14 protein-coding genes are annotated in these 17,284 nt (G+C 40.9%); 2 read left to right on the forward strand and 12 right to left on the reverse strand.

Annotation, left to right across the window (positions count from 1 at the left end; all coding sequences use genetic code 11):
- The 3 genes from NQ550_RS18345 to NQ550_RS18355 all read right to left on the reverse strand — a co-directional run bounded on the left by NQ550_RS18345 (window position 1) and on the right by NQ550_RS18355 (window position 5,757).
- The gene (locus tag NQ550_RS18345) at window positions 1–1,110 is read right to left on the reverse strand and encodes a substrate-binding domain-containing protein (protein WP_008704974.1); all 1,110 of its coding nucleotides are present in this window, start codon (window positions 1,108–1,110) and stop codon (window positions 1–3) included.
- A 289-nt stretch (window positions 1,111–1,399) separates the two neighbouring features.
- Window positions 1,400–2,101, reverse strand: a complete 702-nt coding sequence (locus tag NQ550_RS18350) for an RluA family pseudouridine synthase (RefSeq protein ID WP_025579293.1) — start codon at window positions 2,099–2,101, stop codon at window positions 1,400–1,402.
- Window positions 2,102–3,498: 1,397 nt separating this feature from the next.
- Window positions 3,499–5,757, reverse strand: a complete 2,259-nt coding sequence (locus tag NQ550_RS18355; RefSeq protein WP_029677035.1) for a hydratase — start codon at window positions 5,755–5,757, stop codon at window positions 3,499–3,501.
- 476 nt (window positions 5,758–6,233) lie between these two features.
- On the opposite strand from NQ550_RS18355, the gene NQ550_RS18360 reads away from it, so the two are divergent.
- Complete coding sequence (locus NQ550_RS18360; protein WP_022380881.1) at window positions 6,234–6,506, forward strand: hypothetical protein; 273 nt, start codon at window positions 6,234–6,236, stop codon at window positions 6,504–6,506.
- Between the two features lie 99 nt (window positions 6,507–6,605).
- On the opposite strand, the gene NQ550_RS18365 is transcribed toward NQ550_RS18360, so the two are convergent.
- The 5 genes from NQ550_RS18365 to NQ550_RS18385 form a co-directional block, all read right to left on the reverse strand.
- Window positions 6,606–7,202, reverse strand: coding sequence for a hypothetical protein (locus NQ550_RS18365; RefSeq protein ID WP_025577784.1), 597 nt, complete (start codon window positions 7,200–7,202; stop codon window positions 6,606–6,608).
- A 121-nt stretch (window positions 7,203–7,323) separates the two neighbouring features.
- Entirely contained in the window at window positions 7,324–8,694 is a 1,371-nt protein-coding gene (locus NQ550_RS18370; RefSeq protein ID WP_025577782.1) for a UDP-N-acetylmuramoyl-tripeptide--D-alanyl-D-alanine ligase, read from the reverse strand.
- A gap of 85 nt (window positions 8,695–8,779) precedes the next feature.
- Window positions 8,780–9,832, reverse strand: a complete 1,053-nt coding sequence (locus tag NQ550_RS18375; protein WP_025577780.1) for a D-alanine--D-alanine ligase family protein — start codon at window positions 9,830–9,832, stop codon at window positions 8,780–8,782.
- A gap of 12 nt (window positions 9,833–9,844) precedes the next feature.
- Window positions 9,845–11,224 (reverse strand): L,D-transpeptidase family protein, encoded by a 1,380-nt coding sequence (locus tag NQ550_RS18380; protein WP_025577777.1) that lies wholly within the window; start codon window positions 11,222–11,224, stop codon window positions 9,845–9,847.
- Window positions 11,225–11,482: 258 nt separating this feature from the next.
- Complete coding sequence (locus NQ550_RS18385) at window positions 11,483–12,772, reverse strand: aspartate aminotransferase type Ic (protein ID WP_022380885.1); 1,290 nt, start codon at window positions 12,770–12,772, stop codon at window positions 11,483–11,485.
- Window positions 12,773–13,284: 512 nt separating this feature from the next.
- On the opposite strand from NQ550_RS18385, the gene NQ550_RS18390 reads away from it, so the two are divergent.
- Window positions 13,285–13,431, forward strand: a complete 147-nt coding sequence (locus tag NQ550_RS18390) for a hypothetical protein (RefSeq protein ID WP_008705017.1) — start codon at window positions 13,285–13,287, stop codon at window positions 13,429–13,431.
- Here the strand turns inward: NQ550_RS18390 and NQ550_RS18395 are convergent.
- The 4 genes from NQ550_RS18395 to NQ550_RS18410 form a co-directional block, all read right to left on the reverse strand.
- Entirely contained in the window at window positions 13,416–14,729 is a 1,314-nt protein-coding gene (locus tag NQ550_RS18395) for a phosphodiester glycosidase family protein (protein WP_197724765.1), read from the reverse strand. The two genes, NQ550_RS18390 and NQ550_RS18395, sit on opposite strands and share 16 nt — an antisense overlap.
- 62 nt (window positions 14,730–14,791) lie before the next feature.
- Window positions 14,792–15,727, reverse strand: coding sequence for a DUF2971 domain-containing protein (locus NQ550_RS18400; RefSeq protein WP_025577773.1), 936 nt, complete (start codon window positions 15,725–15,727; stop codon window positions 14,792–14,794).
- A 311-nt stretch (window positions 15,728–16,038) separates the two neighbouring features.
- Window positions 16,039–16,224: a hypothetical protein gene (locus tag NQ550_RS18405; RefSeq protein WP_025577771.1), complete on the reverse strand. Its 186-nt coding sequence runs from the start codon at window positions 16,222–16,224 to the stop codon at window positions 16,039–16,041.
- 117 nt (window positions 16,225–16,341) lie between these two features.
- On the reverse strand, window positions 16,342–17,205 hold the full coding sequence (locus NQ550_RS18410; RefSeq protein ID WP_025577769.1) for a YitT family protein: 864 nt from the start codon (window positions 17,203–17,205) through the stop codon (window positions 16,342–16,344).
- Window positions 17,206–17,284: the final 79 nt, after the last annotated feature.

The following is a 17,284-nucleotide window of genomic DNA, read 5'->3' on the forward strand; positions in this document are numbered from 1 at the left end:
TTATTCTGTATATAAATATCCACTGTAGTCCGGATCATCCAGACAGTCTGCATCGATCCATGCCGGATTGCTCAGTACATTTTTCTCGATCACAACAGATTTCTTCGGTGCCGTTGTTTCAACTGCTGCCCAGATTGTCTGGTATCCCATAGCATAAGGCTGCTGGGAAACACAGCCAATCTCTTCTCCATTACGGATTGCTTCCTGCTGCTTAGTAGTTGCATCAACCCCTACCAGAGCCGGTGCATCATGCTCATCACTCTTCTCCAGATTCAGATACATCTCCGTAATATCTGCATTGGTACAGAATACACCATCCAGTGTGGGATATTTTTCCAGAACTTCCTTCATGGAAGCCTCCATATCATCTACCTGATCAGAATAAATGGTTTCCACAACTTCAATGTCTCCGTACTTCCCGATATTATTCATAAATCCTTCTACACGATCCTGAACACTCTTTGTCTTCTGCTGTGCGGAAAAAACCGCAACCTTTCCCATCTTTCCGAGTGCACTGCCAAGCTGATAAGCAGCCATCTTTCCTACCTGCACATTATCGGTTCCCCGATATGCCTTCACCAGTTTTTTCTCGGCTACATTAGAATCAAATGCTATAACCGGAATTCCATTTTCCTTTGCAGCTTCAAGCTGTGCCTCACAGGAATCCATGTCACTTGCCGAAATACAAAGAACATCCGGATTCTCTGCGATAACAGCATCTATTGTATTAATCTGAGTTTCTACGTCCTCTTCATTATCAGGGCCTTCAAAAGTCATGGTAATCTGGTCATCTTTTTTATAACCATATGCTTTATTAATTTCCTTTACCGCATCTTCCATGCCTTTCTTAACCATCTTCCAGTATTCGCCCTTGACACATTTGCTTACCACTGCGATCCTTGAACCGGCATGGATTTTTATATCTGTATCAATCTCCGGAATCAGCGGACTCTCATCCTCTTCCTTCACCGCTTCTGCCTCTGAATCGGATTCTTCGATAGCGTCTGCCACCAACGGCTGGATTGTCTCTTCCACCTCCGCTCTGCTGCATCCTGTCAGCATTGCCAGTCCTGTCATTAAACTTATCGCTGCTGCCGCCGCTCTTTTCATTTTAATTTCCTCTTCCTTTCAGTGCTATACTGCACATTACAGCAATTTCATAAAATAATGTATAATTTCTGTCAACTAAAAAATCGATATCTGCTCAGTACTCTCACAGAATAATTAACATCGAACAATTACCTGTAGCGATCCTCGTCAAGCGGATATTCGCAATCCGCTTCGCTACTTGCTCATAACCGAATAACTGTATATTACTTTCTACATTATACACACTTTACGAAATTCGTCCAGAGATTTTACACATTTTTCACTTTTACACATCAAAAATTTCGCTATATCAATGTCTTTTGAATGCCATACCTGCAGGCTGCACCTGAAACTCCAACTGTTTCTTTGTCACCGGATGCTGAAATCCCAGTTTTGCAGAACAGAGAGCCAGCGGTTCCTGACTATTCTGACCGGGATTATACTTTCTGTCACCAACCAAAGGCATTCCGGCATGCGCCATCTGCACACGAATCTGATGATGCCTGCCTGTATCCAGATCAATCCGAATCAGATTTCTTTCGCCACAATCCTGTGCATCTTCTTTATTTTTCCAGGTTTCCAGAACTTCATAAGACAATATCGCCTTTTTTGCTCCGAAAGTCCCTCCCTCAACCACTGCAGAGCTGTTGGTCCTGCCATCCTTCTTCAGCCAGTCCACCAGTTTTGCACTCTTCACTTTCACTGTTCCTTCTGCAACTGCAAGATAAGTCTTCTTTATTTTTCCCGCTGTCATCTGTCTGCTGAGATCTGCTGCCGCCTTCGGATTCAGGGCAAATACAAGAACCCCCTCCACCGGCTGATCCAGACGATGGATAATACCCAGATACGGCATCTTACCCGGCACCTTCTGAGCAATATAATTCTTCAAGAGGCTCTCCATATCCATACTGCCAACCCGCGCATTCTGAACTGCAAGCCCTGCCGGTTTGTGACAGACCAGAATATCTTTATCTTCATATAAAATATAATCTCTGATATCTTTTATCCACATAAAAAAACTCTCCTTTTCATGGAGAGTATATCCTAAAATTCCATTTCACGCAATAAACGAATATATATATGAATACAATTTGAAAACGGTCATCACTTTTTACTTTTCCTGATTTCAAAAATGATGACCGCTTCAATGTTCTTCGTTATTCAATTTATTTTCCTCTTAGTATTCTTTCTATAATAAAATAATATGTTATTTACAAACTACTTTATAAGTTCACTATTAAATTTTTCTATGTTTATTTAAAATTCCTATTCTGTTTCCTGCTCATAATCCATATGTACTGTTTATAATCTGATTCATTCCTGCTTTTATGCTTTTATGATATCAGTTATTCAGTTCATCGGAACTTACTTAGAAAGTTTTATAGATTTTAAATTATAATTTCACGTATTATAATTTGTTTTCATTTATGAAATATCGGATACACCTTTTCATTATTTTTCGTGCTAAGCAATCATAAACCTAACTTCTTAAATTCACAACTGTTTAATTTCCTTATGTGCTTTTCATATTTATCGAACATTAATGGCAGATGTTCTGAATCATGTAAAATATCACTGAAAAAGTACCTTAATATTTCTCTCAATATCCTGTAATTTTATATACCGGATATTCTTCTGATGCAGGATTTCAAACCATATACTTAAACTTCTATATGCCTCTCAAAACATCGTTCTTACCTTCAGTTTATCTGTTACCTGAACCTCTGCTTTCAGGCTAACTACTGAGATAAGGGTTATGCTCTTCCGGTAAATATTTCTTTACACATTTACCAAAATCCCTGTATCAGGTCTGCAACAGATATTCAATATAAGTTATCGCTTCTATAATACCTTTGATACATTCCTTCCTTATTAATCAGACTGTGCGTATGCTCTTATATTATATAAGGAAAATACTTTTTTATAATCTCCGTATCAGGTCTTTCTTGCAGGAAATGCGATACCCGTTACTCTTATATTGATGAAGTTATAAATTCTTTCCCAATGGAATCACCCGAACCTTTCTTTTATTTTCATCCTTTTCATTGGAACATTTATATATGCTATGAATTGAATGAATTTCTTTGATTGTTTAATTCGTTTCCTTGTTTCTTTTGATGGTGTTATAATAACACTCTTGTTATTATTTGTCAATACATTTTTGCATTTTATTTCAATATTTTCTATTTATCTTTGTCTTATTTGCACTAATTTTATAATATTTTTATTTATTTGATAATTTTCAGACTATTTCACTTTCTTCGATGCAGTATGTTGCTGCCCGGGGCTCTATTATATCCACGAATCGCTCCGCTGCAAAGCAGTTCCCGCAATTCTCATAATTTCATAAATAATAAAGATGCAGCTACTCCCAACCCAAAGAGAGGATAGCTGCATCTTCATCACTTCCTATTTTCGATTATAATTAATCAGGCATCCCTTAAGGATAATCTCACGCTCATCATCCGTAAGCTCCCCAAGAGCCACTTCAAACTCCTTCAGTCCCTCAGCACCGACAACATATCCCCGGATCACATCATCCTTTTCTTCCACTGCCTTACGAATCTGTGGGAAGAACAGATAATCTCCGTTTGCAAACGGAGGCTCCCCTTCTTTAATCAGGAATGGAAGCATACCCCAGTTGATCAGATTGGAACGGTACCTCTTTGTCGCATACTCATTGGCGATATTTGCCCATCCGCCAAGCACTTTCTGACAGGAAGCAGCCTGCTCACGCGCAGAACCATCACCTGGTTTCACTGCAAAGATCGTACTTCCCACACCAAGATTTTCCTTGCTTACATTCGGATAATCCTTTTTGATCACATCCATTACAGGTTTCATCTCCGGTAATGCCTCAACCGGACATTTTCCTTCCTGAATAGCCTTCTGAGCTTTCTGAACTTCTTTCGCACGTCCTACATAAGCAGGATCTTTTCTGGAAAGTGTAAACTCAGCCAGTCCAAGTGGATTGGAACGATAAGAAGATGTCTCACCGGACGGGATCAGTTCATCTGTTGTAGTAACCGGATCATGGATCTCAGAAACAACCTTCACGATCAGATTCTCCGGAAGTGCAGCCATCTCCGGCCAGTCCTTAATATTCGGACCAAACTGGATCTCTACACCCGGATCAGCTATACCCTTGCTGTCAAATACACGATTGTCATAAATTGTCTTATCAAAGAAATATTTCTGTCCTGTATAACCACCCGTATAATCCTCTGCTGAAGTCAGGAAACCTTTGTTTGCTGCAGTTGCCGCAATAGAACGTGCGTCCATAAGTGCAACAGAAGAAATCTGGCCATTCTGGATTTTGGAACCTTCGCGGTTCGGGAAGTTTCTGGTCGTATGACGGATACTGAATGCATTATTTGCAGGAGTATCCCCTGCACCAAAGCAAGGTCCGCAAAAAGCAGTCTTCACAACAGCTCCCGTTTCAAGAAGTCCTGCCAGAACGCCATTCTTAGCCAGTTCCATATAAATCGGAGTACTTGCCGGATATACACTCAATGTGAAGGCATCTGCACCAATGCTCTTGCCTTTAAGGATATCAGCTGCTGCACAGATATTTTCAAATCCACCACCTGCACATCCTGCGATGATTCCCTGTTCTACATAAAGTTTACCATCAATTACTTTGTCTCTTAATGTATATGGAACTTTTCCATCAAGACTGATCTGTGCTTTTTTCTCAACATCTGCCAGAATATCATCCAGATTTGCTTTCAGTTCATCAATTGTATATGTATTGCTTGGATGGAATGGCATAGCGATCATTGGTCTGATCTCACTCAGATCAATCTCTACACAGCCATCATAGTATGCTGTTTCACCTGGTTTCAGTTCTTTGTAATCTTCACTTCTGCCATGGATTTCATAGAATTCCTGAATCTTCTCATCTGTCTGCCAGATAGAGGAAAGACAGGTGGTCTCTGTTGTCATTACATCTACGCCAATTCGGAAATCAGCACTTAAATTTGCAATACCGGGTCCTACAAATTCCATAACTTTATTCTTCACATATCCGTTTGCAAAAACCTTGCCGATAATCGCAAGCGCAACGTCCTGAGGACCTACGCCCGGACGAGGAGAACCGGTAAGATAAATGGCAACGACGCCTGGCATATTGATATCATAAGTCTGGGAAAGAAGCTGCTTTACAAGCTCCGGTCCGCCCTCACCCATTGCCATGGTTCCCAGTGCGCCATATCGTGTATGGCTGTCTGAACCGAGGATCATTTTACCGCCTGCTGCAAGCATTTCTCTTGCAAACTGATGGATAACCGCCTGATGGGGTGGTACATATACGCCGCCATATTTCTTGGCACAGGTAAGTCCAAACATATGATCATCTTCATTAATAGTTCCGCCTACTGCACAGAGTGAATTATGGCAGTTTGTCAGTACATATGGCACCGGAAATTTCTCAAGGCCTGAAGCACGTGCAGTCTGGATAATTCCGACAAAAGTGATATCATGAGAAGTCAGTTTATCAAATTTAATCTGAAGTTTGTCCATATTTCCGGAAGTATTGTGTGCTTTCAGAATTGAATAGGCAATTGTACTCTTTGCAGCTTCCTCTTTGGAAACAGGAAAATCTGCCTGATTCTCCGGAACAATCTTCTGACCATTCAGCAAATACACACCGGTATCGTATAATTTCATAATGTCTCCTCCATTCTGTTTTTTTTGCATATCACAAATGCAGTTATGGAACTCACCTTATCCACACCAGTCTTCAAATTTCCAGATGAAAACTGATTTTCTCCTGAACCGGCACTTTGACACGCTAATTTATGGAAATTTAGGTTTTATTATAGAATATTCCACCGGAATAATCAAGCCTAAGACTATAAGTATTTTAGTGTTACTGTTCACACACCACTATTCCGCGAGGTGTTTTGGCATGAATATGCCAAAATCCCGAGACATACAAGCCAAAATTCCATTGCCGCAGGCAATCTGGAATGAATTTTGGCTATGTTACTGAGAACGGAGTGAACAGTAACATTTTAGTTACTACAAGCAGTAGCGTTTTTTTACTTTCTTTACTTTCCTACCAAAATCCGCTATACTGGGAATCACTTAGAAAATGAGATTTCTGCCGCCTGTGGCAGTTCTGACAGGGAGGTATTACCGATATGTTCCGTTTATGGGGAAAAATATGGAAAGATAATCATTTACTGAAAGATACTGTGATCTGCGATGACTCCGAAGATACGCGGACCCACAAGATTTTTCGTGGTCTGGAAAGTATCTGTTATGAAATGGATCTGGGAAACCCAATCTGGCTGGAATCTACAGTCAGACATTTTAAAAAACATGGAAAAGCCAGATTTTATCAGGATAATTTTATAGAGCAGATTGATTTTGATTATCTGGAAATCCAGGTAATTGAAGAGGATGACGAATAATAAATTATTCTGTCTTAAAATGTGTACAGGATCAGAAACTTTACATTGCCATATTGTTTCTGATCCTGTGTATCTCATTTGCAGTGAATTTTCATGTCTTTATTTCATAAATTCTCTTATGATTTCTCTCATAATCTCATCTTCCTCGGGTGTAAGCATTCCGCTGAAATGGCTTCCTGCTGCTGCAGTCTGGCGGATACTGTCCGCAATATGTTCAACGATTTCCTCTTTTACAGCTTCGTCAGCCTTCTCCGGCACCGGCACTTCTTCTACCCATGTGCGGGCATGTTCCACATAATCAGAAAAAGAATTCATCAGAAGTTCTTCTCTGTATGTAAAATCCAGCGCCTGTCTCAGCAAAAGCAATGCTGTCGGAATGATCGCAGCCACATAAAGATATGCCAGCGGCATTCCGTCCCATCGTGCATCTTTGGAATACAGAAAAAAAGCCAGTCCAAGAAAAGCGATACAGAAAAGTGACGGATACCAGACAAACCGGTTCATACGGTTCAACAGCCTGTCTCTTGTTTTCCAAAGATTTGTCCATTTCTCTTTGAGATTTGATTTAACCTCTGTATTTTTTCTGATCATTCTTCGGTAGGTAAGATGTGTGGTCAGCATCCCCAGTGCTCCCAGTCCGCCCATTAACATCATGGCATACAGCAGGAAATGCAGTTCCATAACTTTCTCCAGCATAACATCCTCCTCACTTGAACACGCTGCCTGCTCATAAACTGACAGGATTATTATACTGCTGTTTCCGGTATCATGGAACTAAAATCGCTCATCAAATTCTCTCATAAAAAGACAAAAATGTTTACATATTTTCCAGTTTCGTAACTACCTCTTCAAACTTCATAAAATGGGAAGCTTTCACAAGAATAGTGTCACCATCCTGTACATAACCTTCCAGATGCTCCAGCAGACTTTCTCTGTCCGGCTCATAGATTACTTTCAGGTCCGGATTTGTCCGCTGTGCTCTCTCTGCCATATTTCTGCACAGTTTACCTGTACAGATAAGAACATCAATATCACATTTTCCGGCATGCTCTCCTACCTCCTCATGAAGCTGAACTTCATTCTCTCCAAGTTCACCCATATCGCCAAGGACTGCTATTCTGCGTCCTGCACCATCCTGCAGAACATCCAGAGAGGCTTTCATGGACATGGGATTTGCATTATAGCAGTCATCTACGATCAGAATTTTATCTGTTTCGATCATTCTGAAACGACCGCTGATCGGCTCCAGGCTCTCGATTCCGGCTTTGATCTGCTCAGTTGTAAGTCCATAAATATTTCCAACTGCAGCTGCTGCCAGCGCATTATATACCATATGGCGCCCCGGCATCGGGATATCAACTGTAAATGCCGTATCCCCCAGATGAATGGTGCAGGTCATTCCCTTTAAACCTCTGCTTACAATCTTATCACCGTAAACCTGACATTCATTACTCATTCCGAAAAATACAGGTTTTATCTTTTCATATTCTTTTACTGTGATAAGCTTGTCATCATCGCCATTTAATACAATATGTCCCTCCGGTCTGAGGAATTTAAAAATTTCTGTCTTTGCTTTCAGAACACCATTTCTGTCTCCCAGATTCTCCAGATGGCAGGTACCGATATTCGTGATCACGCAGGTGTCCGGTCTTGCAATCTGCGCAAGTCTGGTCATCTCACCGAAATCACTGATCCCCATTTCCAGAACTGCAATTTCATCTCCATCACGCAGACGGAAAATTGTGAGAGGCAGACCAAGTTCATTGTTAAAGTTGCCCTGTGTTTTCAGAGTATGGTATTTCTGGTTCAGAACAGATGCGATCACTTCTTTTGTACTTGTCTTACCAACACTTCCTGTAATTCCCACAACCGGGATCTGAAGCTGCTTTAAATAAAACTCTGCAATATCTTTCACTGCCTGAAGAGAAGATTCTACTGCGATATAAGGAAAATCAGCGTTATCAAGCACCCGTTCCGACAAGGTTGCCAGTGCCCCTGCTTCCATTACCTGTGGGATAAATTTATGGGCATCTACACGTTCCCCCACAATAGGTACAAACAGACATCCTTCTTCTGCTTTTCTGCTGTCTGTGATAACAGACATTACTTCTTCCTGTAATTTATCAGCCGGACCATAATAAGTACCGCCGCATACGCGGGCGATATTTTCAAGAGTTAAGTTTTTCATAATATTTTTTATATCTTCTTTCCTGTTATAGCAATTCTCTTAATAATGCATCTATAACAATTCTATAAATTACTGCAGACACGCTCTATAGTGTGAAATCCTGCGTCGGATATTTTTTCATGGAAACTTCAATCAGTTTCTCACATAAAGTCGGATAGTCGATTCCCAGAACTTTTGCCTCCTGCGGAATCAGACTGGTTGGTGTCATTCCGGGAAGAGTATTTGCTTCCAGACAATACATATCTCCATTCTCCTTCATCATGAAATCAAGACGGCAGTATCCTTCCATAAACAGAGCTTTGGCTCCTGCTTCCGCATAATGCTGCATTTTCTCTGTGAGTTCCGGTGAAATTTCGGCAGGACAGGTCTCAATCGTAGAGCCGGCCTGATATTTATTCTTATAATCATAGAATCCCTGAAGCGGAGCAATTTCGATGATCGGATAAGCTTTTCCGTCCACAACCGCTACTGAAAATTCACGTCCTTTTATATATTCTTCGATCACGACTTCATTTTCATAAGAATAAGCGTCTTTGAGAGCCTGCTCATATTCGGCCTGATCATTCACAATATAAACACCTACACTGGAACCGCCACAGCAGGTTTTTACAACTACAGGAAATTCCATTCCAAGTGCTTTCAGATCTGTGGTCATTTCTTCTTTTACCATAGACACTCCCCGCGGTGTTGGTACATTATTCATCAGGAACATCTGCTTGGTGATTCCCTTATCCATTGCCAGGGCACTGCTTAAATATCCGGTTCCTGTATATTTGATTCCCATCAGGTCAAATGTTGCCTGTACTTTTCCATCTTCTCCGTTCGCACCATGAAGTCCCAGGAAAACAATGTCAGCCGCCTCGCAGAGTTTCAGCACGTTTGGTCCGAAGAAGCTTCTTCTCTCTTTTTTCATCTGTTCAATCCTGTCGTTAAATGCTGACATATATTCTGATGCTGCGTCCACATCATACTCTGACGGAAACGGATTCTCCCGGTCCACATTCTCAATGCCGCAAAAAATATCCACAAGAATCGCCTGATGTCCTTTCTGTCGTAATGCCTTACATATTCCTGTTCCTGATGTAATGGAGACAGTACGTTCTGTACTTGTTCCCCCCGCTAATACTACAATCTTCATCATTTTTCTCCTTTATTCATAAATAACAATCGGTGTGTTCTTCTCAACATTGCTGAAAATAATCTGCACCTGATCGGATGGTGCACAGATGCTTCCATGTGTGCCTTCAAATTCATAAAGCTGTCCTCCGAAATCCATTCTCCATGGAGCATCACTGATCCCCAGATTTCCATCGAATGGGATCCAGTAATTTACAGCAGAAGGATAGTCCTCTCCGTTCACTGTACATCCGCTCTTCATTTCACCTGTTGTATAACATCCCACAGGAGTTGCACAGTTGGGCACGAATGGATTTCCGGATACGATCTGCGCATCCGCAGTCGGCGTTCCATCTTTATAGAATACCATTCTCTGGGCCGTCAGGTCAATCTCTATATACGTATATCCGATATCATTTGTTTTCCTGACCAGACCTTCATGGGAATAAACAGGTTCTCTGACCTGGGTTTCTCCGTTTTTTATCAGTTCTGTAAGTTCTTTCAGCTCCGCTTTCTGATCGATCTGCCAGCCATAATTCCCTCCGCTGACAGTAATCTCACGACCATCATATGTATTAAATGTTCTCTCTGTTCCAACCGTATCATATTTAGCCGCCAGTTCACTGATATATGCTTCTATCTGTTTTTTGTCAAGTATATAAAGACCGTTTTCATCTGTTGTGAGCCAGTTTTTGATCATATCTCTGTCTACTGTCTCTGTGCAATCGTCAAAATCATAGGTTATCACTACATCCGTAAGTTTGTTTATCAGTTCACAATTCTTCGTCAGAGTTTCATCACTCTGATAAACTTTCGGTTCTTTGTAGCATCCATCTGCTTCCAGATCAACCGGCGTTCGTCCTGTGACAAGAGCATCTATAATATCCTGACTTGTTTTTTCTGGTTTCAGTGCAGTTCCCTCCTGCTCAGGAACAATTACAAACTTATCGTCTTTCTCTTCTATATGAGCATCCGAAGGCTCTGTCATATTCTCCTGTTGCATACATTTCAGTTCGGAAATGGCAGCCTCTGTCTTCTGCCCATCATATTTAATGGAGGAGGACACCTCATAATTCCTGTGCTGATTAAAAGCAAGAAACCATGTAAAACGATCCTGATTTCTGATCAGTTTATCAACACTTCCATCTGAGTCATAGGAAAGTCCCGCCTGTTTTGCTGTGATACTTTCCTGTCCGTTATTTCTGGTGTCAATAGTAAGAACATATGCTCCCACCTTCTGCGTAAGCAATTCTTCTGACTGGGATACTGTCATATAGGAACAGTTGAATCCGTTTACCATTGATCCCGGTAAGAAATGCTCTGTGAAATAGTATACACCATATCCATATACTCCGGCAGTCAGCAGGAGCAAGATTATGATCAGGGTGATCATGATTTTCTTTCTGCTACTCACGACATCCTCTCCTTTCTTTTTTATAAACAGCAACCGCCCGGCAAGAAATTATGCCGGGCAGTTTTATTATCACATTATTTATCCAGAAAGTAAATACGATTATTCTCTTTTATGCGTTTTCCAGTAGTGTTACTGTTCACTCCGTTCACAGTAACACGCTTCGCGATGCACAGAATTTATGCTAATTGCATAAATTCGCGCGGTATGTCTCGGGTTTTCTGTAATCTTCGCTCACAAAAAACACCTCGCGGGATATTATCAGCGAACAGTAGCCAGTAGTTTCTCTACACTTGTAAGTTTAACACAGAGTACGAACACTTCTGCTGCTTTTCCAAGATCCTCAGGAGTCGGGAAGCTTGGTGCAATACGGATATTGGAGTCTTTCGGATCTTTTCCATATGGATAAGTTGCGCCTGCTCCTGTAAGTACAACACCTGCTTCTTTTGCCTTGGCAACAATAGCTTTTGCACATCCTTCCATTGAATCAAAGGAAATGAAGTATCCACCATGTGGTTTTGTCCACTCGCCGATTCCAAGACCGCCAAGTTCTCTGTCCAGTGTGTTAAGGACCATTTCAAATTTCGGACGGAGAATTGCCGCATGTTTTCTCATGTGTTCATGAAGACCGTCGATATTTTTGAAGAATTTTACATGACGTAACTGGTTTAATTTGTCATGTCCGATTGTCTGGATCTGCATGTAGCTGCGGAAATCTTCCAGGTTTGCTTTGGAAGCTGCAACTGCTGCAATACCGGAACCCGGGAAGCTGACTTTTGATGTTGATGTAAATTTATATACAAGATCAGGATTTCCTGCTTTTGCACATGCTTCAAGGATTTCTACAAGGAAGTCCTGATTGTCATCATAGAGATGATGAATGCTGTATGCGTTATCCCAGTAGATACGGAAATCAGGTGCTGCCGGTTTCAGATGCGCAAAGCGCTCTACTGTTTCTGCTGAATAGGTATATCCCTGTGGGTTGGAGTATTTCGGCACACACCAGATTCCTTTGATGGATGCGTCTTCACTGACAAGCTTCTCTACCATATCCATGTCCGGTCCCTGTGGTGTCATTGGCACGTTGATCATTTCGATTCCGAAGAATTCTGTGATCTTGAAATGGCGGTCATATCCCGGTACAGGACAGAGGAATTTTACCTTATCAAGTTTGCACCATGGGGTATTTCCCATTACACCCTGTGTCATAGAACGTGCAATGCTGTCAAACATAACGTTTAAGCTTGAGTTTCCGTAGATGATGATGTGGTCCGGATCTACTTCGGACATTTCTCCAAGGAGGCGTTTAGCTTCCGGGATTCCGTCGATAACACCGTAGTTACGGCAGTCTACTCCTGTTTCGCACTTGAGGTCTGAATCGCTGCTTAATACGTTCATTAATCCCATTGAGAGATCGAGCTGGTCTGCTGACGGTTTTCCACGTGACATATCGAGAGCTAAGCCCTTTGCTTTGATATCTGCGTATTCTTTATCCAGCTGTGCTTTGAGTGTAAGCAGTTCTTCTTTGCTCATGTCGCTGTATTTTTTCATAATATTCCTCCTTGTTCTGCCATGGAAGGATGTCCCTTTTTCCGTATGGGGCAATCATTTGTTTTTCCTGCGGCAACAGTTTTTTTTGCTTTTTACATTTTAGTATGGTAAAGTAGGGTTGTCAAGTGTTTTTATGGAATTGTTAATATTTTACCAAAACAATCGTTACTGTTCCCTCTGTTCTCAGTAACGTAACCCAAATTTATTCTGGATTGCCGTAACATCTTTCTCTGATACTTATAACAAGCCTCGTAAATAATCAGCCAAAAAGCAAGTCGAAATCCCTCGAAAGTTTCGGCTTGCTTTTTTGAGTGTGACAGCGTATATTTAAATCAGTTAACAGATCTTTTAACTGTCTTAATTGTTCTTGTCAGGTCATCCTGATATCTTTTTATTACTCCTTATACGACATCCATTTTTATCCAAGTCAGTGAATGAGACAAGTCAGGCGGATAAAATCATCTGCTTCGCTGCTCAGTTCATAACCGAATGACTGTGAAAGGAGGTCATCCATGTCTATGTTTATCCACGCAATTATCGTAATCCTGCTTGCTGTGCTGGCTATGGGGATCGGGCTGCTGATTCTTGTGTGCTGGGCTTTGGCAGCATGTGCAAGCAGACGGGATTCTTATCTGGAAAAGGATTATCGGGTGAAATAAAGGAAGTCTGCGCATGGACGCTGAGTATTGCCGATAAGTTTATTCATTACTTTTCCATTAAAGTACAGGGTTGCAGAACCGCCTCCATCCAGGTTGTAAGCATAAGTACAGCCGTAGGATTTGAAAATATTCACCATATCCCAGTGATTAAGACCATTATAGCTGCCGGTATCTGTTACAAGGAGTACATAATCGTTGGGCTTTACCATTCCTACCGCTGTACGTGGATAATATTTTTCTGTTTCAGCCCATGGAAGCTGGGCTTCGCCATCTTTAATAAGAACCGGACCAAAATTATATGTATCTTTTACACCGGCTGCAAGAAGATTTTTTCCCATAAGTCCCTGTGCCGGAGTATAAATAGTTCCATCTTTCTTTACTGCCATGACAGAATAGCTTGTCATATAGTCACCATAGATGATTCCGTTCTTGATGCACATACCGAGCGGAGATGGTTTTCCTGTTCCGTAGTCAAAAGCACTGCCATTTACTCCGATAATGCCGCCATTTGAGGCTACTGCATCAGATGTTGTCTGGCGAGATCCGCCGTAAGTTCCGTTTGAGAGGGCAGATTTCAGCTGTTTGGCACTGGATATCTTTATATGCGCTACCCAGTAGGAAATTCCATGAACTGATCTGCGTTCCAGCTTAATATTTAAAGTGTTGCTTTTATAAGTATAGGTGTTTCCGCTCTGGCTGACTGTTGGTTTGGAGTCTGATGCTTTCACGCGCTGGCCTTTGCTGTTGACATAATAGTTGCCAACCCAGGTATTTGTCGCAAGCACTCCTGTTTTTTTGCTGAAATAGTAATAATATCCGCCTATTTTCTGCCAGCCTTTTGCCATTGTGGAATTGCTGAGGAAATAATACTTTTTTCCATCCTGGGTGAGCCATTGACTGGCGATCGCCACACCGGATTTATTAAAGTAATAGGTATATTTATCTCCTGTAGCCCAGCGATTACGGAACATGGCACCATTTTTGCGATTATAATAGTATTTGTTGCCGGAACGTTTCATCCAGCCGGTAAATCGTTTACCGTTGGCAATACTATAGTAATAATAGCCCTTGTATTTGAAAGATCCACAGATCAGACGACCTTTGGAATTATAGAAGTAATAATCCCCGCCTATTTTCTGCCAGCCGGTTTTCCCTGATGTGATGCTGACAGAGGTTCTGTCCTGTTTTACATATGTAGCCGCATTTACGGTAACTGCACGCATACTGATGCCTGCTGTCAGAAATAATGCCAGTATCAGAAATACCGCCACTTTTCTGAATGGTAATTTTCTTTTCATGTCTTTCATCTGCCTTTCCATGATGTCTGATATGCCCATATAAGGGAATTGCTATAAATATATTACCGATATGTCCCATGCGATTTCTTTACCCGACAATTCGACAGACCGAGCGTTGTCAGATAATATTCCATGTCTCTCTCTGACATCAGACACTTTGGCCCTATAACGAGTTCCTTTATCAGCTGGTCAAGGCAATCTGAAAAATCAAAATCCACATAAGATATCAGCTGACTTTCTTTTACATAGTAGGAATAGTTATATAAACGTGCACCGAGAGAAAGTTCAACTTCTCTTCCCATCAGAAACTGTTTCGGCGAAAACTCGCACAATCGGATTTCGCTTTCCTCTCTGAAAAACGGATTTTTCATGTAAACAGATTCCTGAAATAATTTCAAAAACTTTTTCTCAAAACAGTTCATGACTTTATCCAGTACTTCTATCTCATAATCCTGCTTCTCCTCAATGCTTTCCCGACATTGTTCTTCTTTCTGTAATATCTTCTCGATTTCATCAACCAATTCATGCACTATCTGATGTACAACTTCTCTCTGCTCTGTTTCAGAATAACTGATCTTATGTAATGACACAATTGACGGCTTTGAAATCTCCGGAGAAACCGTTACAACTTCTTTTAATACATCCAGGTCAAATCCGATGGCAGCTCCGCGCCCGTCATCCGCATATCCCCGCCACTGACTAAGCAGATCATTCTGATACGAAAAACAGGTTACATAATATCTGAAGTCTGCATGATTTTCATTGAAAAATTCATCTGTAAACAGTTTCACATATCCCATCAATCTCTCTGATGAAATCTTTGATCTGAATAAATCTGAAGCATTTTCATAAGCTCTTTTAAATTCTGCGTCATAATACCTGCAGATCCAGCTGATCTCCATGGAATCATTGGATTTCAGGATATTTGTCAGACGGAGGGAACGATTTTTCAAAATAGAATTCAATGATTCTAAACTGCAATAGTGATATACGATCATATTTTTTCTTCTCCTGTAAATAATTGTTCTTTTGTAACCATTCAACATTCTGCCATCCCCAAAAAAATTCTATAGCAAAGTTCATCAGCAAAAGAACTTACGGAAAGTTTATATCAGTAAGTAACAGAATTATTATATCAGATACATCTTATGAATCTGTAAACTTATAGCAACCCTCGTAAATAATGCATATTGATTAAGAGGCTTGCTATAGAAAAACATTGCTTATACTTATAATATAATAACTGTTTTTTATAAAGAAATCCCCATCCACTGTTTATTATTTTGCAGCAGATAGGGATATGTTGAGGTTAATAGTTATATGCCCCCTCGTAAGCATTGCACCTGTTTAATTTCCGTGACTGATTCTGACAGGAACTGCATCTGTCGCAGAACTCCTGCTCATAACAGGTGGAACAGGCGCATGTCCTGCAGGCTTTGCGGTCATAGCCTGAGGTATTGCCGTGAGGAAGTGTGCTTTCTGTTGCATTACCCATATATATCACCCTCCTTGTGTGCCGGTTACTGTTCATCCAATTTTAAGTACAAACTCCATGAACGAACAGATTCCTTATATCCTGTATTATACGCTCACAGAAAGGGAATACAAGTAATTAATAATCTGTTTTCTGGTAAAATCTTCCGTTTATGTAATCGGTTTTGATAATATTCACAAAGGCTTTCGGATCAATTTCATGTACCTTCTTTACCAGATATTTTGCTTCTTCTGTAGAAACTACAGAATAGATCATGCTGGTCTTCTCATCTGTATAACATCCAATACCTTCGAAACGTGTTGCCGTATGGTTGGTAAGCTTGAAAATCTCTTCATAAATCTGATACGGCTCCTTCGTAATGATGAACAGCGTATGCTTCTTATATCTCTGATGCAGCATCTGAATCACCTGAGTAGAGGTAAACTGAAAGATAATAGAGTAAAGTGCCCTGTCCCATCCAAAAAGTAAACCTGCCACAGTCAGGATCACTGCATTTCCACACAGGATATAATTCCAGATATCCCTGCCATTTTTCTCGGAAAAATAAATCGCAATAAAGTCCGTTCCACCTGTACTGGTATTACCGATCAGACAGAGACTGATACAGAAGCCATTGATCAAACCGCCAAAGATACTGATCAGCAATGTATCATAAGTGATCGGCTGACTGGGAATAATATCCGTAAGCAGACCAGAAAGCACGATCACACAGACAGAACTTATCGTAAATTTCTTTCCGATAAATTTCAGACCAATAAATACAGGAATAGAGTTCAGCAGTACATTAATCAGCGTATATGGAACTGCAATCCCCATAAATGTCTGAAAAATGTTCTGGATCAGCAGAGTAAGTCCTGTAAATCCTCCCGGAAAAAGACCGCCTGCACGAACAAATGTCTTAATATTCAACGCCATGATCGTTGCAGCCAGAACCGCACAGCCGTAACGCTTGGCTTCATGTTTTAAATTAAGTTCCTTCATAATCACGTTTCCTCCCATCTCGCCAAACAGTTCAAATTGAACTCATGTGAAATTGCTTTTCACAATCTCTGCAGGAGAC

The organism is Blautia wexlerae DSM 19850 (assembly GCF_025148125.1).
GTDB lineage: Bacteria > Bacillota > Clostridia > Lachnospirales > Lachnospiraceae > Blautia_A > Blautia_A wexlerae.